The sequence below is a fragment of the Frankia sp. CcWB3 genome (assembly GCF_977927595.1).
Map to the genome: position 1 here is coordinate 1 of NZ_CDWRCK010000359.1, position 3,225 is coordinate 3,225.

Annotated in this window: 4 protein-coding genes; 2 read left to right on the forward strand and 2 right to left on the reverse strand. The window is 71.8% G+C overall.

Going from position 1 to position 3,225, the window contains the following annotated elements:
* Window positions 1–169 precede the first annotated feature (169 nt).
* Complete coding sequence (locus ACY5KJ_RS19045; protein WP_462189237.1) at window positions 170–622, forward strand: hypothetical protein; 453 nt, start codon at window positions 170–172, stop codon at window positions 620–622.
* Between the two features lie 130 nt (window positions 623–752).
* Here ACY5KJ_RS19045 and speB read toward each other — a convergent pair whose 3' ends face one another.
* A complete protein-coding gene (gene speB / locus ACY5KJ_RS19050; RefSeq protein WP_462204010.1) occupies window positions 753–1,775 on the reverse strand; it encodes an agmatinase in 1,023 nt (340 codons plus the stop codon).
* Between the two features lie 203 nt (window positions 1,776–1,978).
* On the opposite strand from speB, the gene ACY5KJ_RS19055 reads away from it, so the two are divergent.
* Window positions 1,979–2,350, forward strand: a complete 372-nt coding sequence (locus ACY5KJ_RS19055) for a DUF2752 domain-containing protein (protein WP_462204011.1) — start codon at window positions 1,979–1,981, stop codon at window positions 2,348–2,350.
* Window positions 2,351–2,360: 10 nt separating this feature from the next.
* On the opposite strand, the gene ACY5KJ_RS19060 is transcribed toward ACY5KJ_RS19055, so the two are convergent.
* A complete protein-coding gene (locus tag ACY5KJ_RS19060) occupies window positions 2,361–3,200 on the reverse strand; it encodes a TrmH family RNA methyltransferase (RefSeq protein ID WP_462204012.1) in 840 nt (279 codons plus the stop codon).
* Window positions 3,201–3,225: the final 25 nt, after the last annotated feature.

The window sequence follows — 3,225 nt, forward strand, 5'->3', positions numbered from 1 at the left end:
CGGCGGGCTTAGCCCGGCCGTCGCCGGGAAGGTCATGCGGCGAGGCGTGCCGGGAGCGGCCTGGGACGCACCGATATCAACAGTGGCCGGACTCGCTTTGCCGGGCGGAATGTTGCGGGATGTCCCAAGCAGGCCGCGCCGCGCCCGTGGGCCGGTCGGGGAGGCAGCCATGACGCAGTCAGCCTCGGGTCCCGAGCAGTTCGACCCGGGTTCCATCGCAGCCGACTCCGAACGGTCGTGGTACCGCGAGGATGCTCCCCTGGAACCCGCGGAGATGCTTGACAGCGACGATCTCGGCTCGACGGATGCCGGCCGAGATCCATTGGACGACAGTTGGGATGCACCCGACAGACCGAGTGCCGGCGTCCGCTATCCGAGCACACCACGTGAGGAGCGTGCGGGGTCGTCCTTCGATCGGCAACTCGCCGCGGAAACGCCGGACGCCGACCCCTACCTGGAAGCCGAGCGGCGGGAGTCCGGGGCTGTTCTCGACGCCGACGCATACGGCGAGGGGACGACGACCCTCGCGGAGGATTACGACGCGAACTTCGCCGTTCCCAGCATCGTCACGCCGGACGTGGGTGCGCGCACGGCTGAGGAGGGCGCCCTGCACCTGGAATGAGGGCGCTCTGCGTGCTCGCGAGAATACGAAGTACTCGTGAGAATACGAAACGCCGATGGTTCGGTCGACGGTCCAACCGGCTCCCGGTTGGACCGTCGGTTGCGACAGACGGTTGCCACGGAGGGCCGGCTCAGGCCGGGGCCGACCCAGGCAGGTCCGGAACGCCACCGGCGGCTTCCCGCCTGCGGTAGGCAAGGCCCGCGAAGACCTCCATGGCGACGCGATGGGCGCTGTTGACCGTCGTTTCCGCGTGGTCGTACGGCGGGGAGACTTCGACGATGTCGGCAGCCACGAGCGGCGTGTCGAGCGCGATCTGACGGACCGCCCGCAGCAGGTCGGCCGGGGTCATCCCCCCGGGTTCCGGGGTGCCGGTGCCCGGCGCGAACCCCGGGTCCAGGACGTCGATGTCGACCGACAGGTACAGTGCCCGGCACCCGTCCGTGGCCTGCGCGATCGCGTCCACGACGACGTCACGGCTGCCCCGCTGCCAGATCTCGTGCATGAGATGCCAGGTCATCTCCTGCTCGCGCATCCAGGCGAACACGTCCGGCGGCGGCCAGTAGCCGCGTAGCCCCACCTGGACGAAGTTGCGTCCACGCACGGCACCGGACTCGATGAGCCGTCGCATCGGAGTGCCGTGCGAGGCGAGGTTGCCGTCGATGACGTCCGCGGTGTCGGCATGCGCGTCGAAGTGCAGCAGACCGAGTTCACCCCAGCCCACGGCGTCGGCCACGCCGGTTGCGGCCGGCCAGGTGATCGAGTGGTCACCACCGATGACGAGCGGGATCGTGCCGAGCCCGGCGATCTGCGCGACCTTGGCCCGGATGTTGCGATGGGACGCCTCGGTGAGCCCGTGCGGACAGTGCGCGTCGCCGGCGTCGACGGCGTCGAGCCAGTCGAAGATCTCGATACCGAGGTCGAGATGGTAGGTGCCGGGGTTGTAGGCATTGGCCCGCATCGCCCGGGGGCCGAACCGGGCGCCGGGACGGTGGGTCGTCGAGATGTCGAACGGAGCACCGACGACGGCGACGTCGGGCCGGCGGGCTGCCAGCGCCTCCGTCCCGGGCAGCCAGGGCAGTCCGCAGAAGGTCGCGAGCCCCGCGTAGCCGGGGGCGTCCGGGCCCGGCTCACGATCGCCGTTTCGTGCCGTCATCTGTCCCTCCGATCGGGCCCTATCCACTGTCCCACGGTCCGCCACCCCCGGTCCGCTGTCCCACGGTCCGCCGTCCGCGCCCCGGTTACGCTTCTCCGGTGGAGGTCGCGGCACCGCACCCAGACCACCCGGCACACACGGCGTCGGAACCGACCGGCCCGGGCCGGGTCTGGTCACCGCGGGCCCGGTTGGCGGGTTTTGCCGTGCTCGGTGTAGCCGCCGTCGGCGTCTGCGGCCGGGTGTACCTCGTCGACCCCGCCCAGCCGGGCCACTACCCCACGTGCCCGTTCCGGTGGGCCACGTCCCTGGACTGCCCGGGTTGCGGCGCCCTCCGCGGCCTGCACCAGCTCCTGCACGGACACCTCGCGGCCGCGGCCGACTACAATGTCTACTTCGTCATCGCCGCCCCGATGCTGGTGCTCGGCTGGATCGTGGCGGTGGCGCGGGCGGCCGGCTGGCGCCGCCCGTTGCCCCGAGTACCGGCCCGCCTGCTTCCCGCCGTTCCGATACTGATCATCGCCTTCTGGGTGCTGCGGAACCTGCCGTTGCCCGGCTGCCGCTGGCTCGCCTCTTGAACCCGGCGGCTCAACGGCGGCCCAGCAGGTAGCAGGCGATGGCGGCGGTCGCCGCGACGTTCAGCGAGTCGACCCCGTGCGCCATCGGAATCCGGACCCGGGCTGTCGCCGCCGACTGCGCCGCCGCCGACAGCCCGGCGCCCTCCGTGCCCAGCAGCAACGCGGCCCGGGCCGCCTCTGTCACCGGTGCAGGTGCAGGTGCAGGTGCGGGCGCGGCGCAGGCGGTGAGTCCGGCCGCGAAGGAGTCAAGATCCTCGGCGTCCGCCGCCGGAGTCAGCGCCAGCAGCGTGAACCCGGCATCCTGCAGCAGACCGAGGGCCTCCGGCCAGGGTTCGAGCCGGGCATAGGGGACGGCGAACACCTCCCCCATCGAAACCCGCACAGAACGCCGGTAGAGCGGATCGGCGCAGCGCGGGCTCAGGAGCACCGTGTCCATCCCGAGTCCCGCGGCCGAACGGAAGATCGCCCCCAGGTTGGTGTGGCTCACGATGTCCTCACACACCAGTACCCGCCGGGCGTCGACCAGGAGGTCGGCCGCGGCGCGGGGCCGCCGGCGGCCCATCGCCGCAAGCGCCCCCCGATGCACCTCGAAGCCGGTGATCGCCGCGAGCACGTCGGGTCCCGCGACGTACACCGGAACGTCGGCGCCGAGGTCCGCGGGCACAGCCGTCAGGCGCGCGGGCGAGACCAGGACCGAACGCGGCCGGTAGCCGGCCCGCAGCGCCCGGATGATCACCCGTTCGCCCTCGGCGATGAACAGTCCGTCGGCCGGCTCCCGCCGACGGCGCAGCGCGACGTCGGTCAACGAGATGTAGTCGTCGACCCGGGGATCACCCGAATCGTCGATCATGATGACTGGTGGGGCGGTCACGACC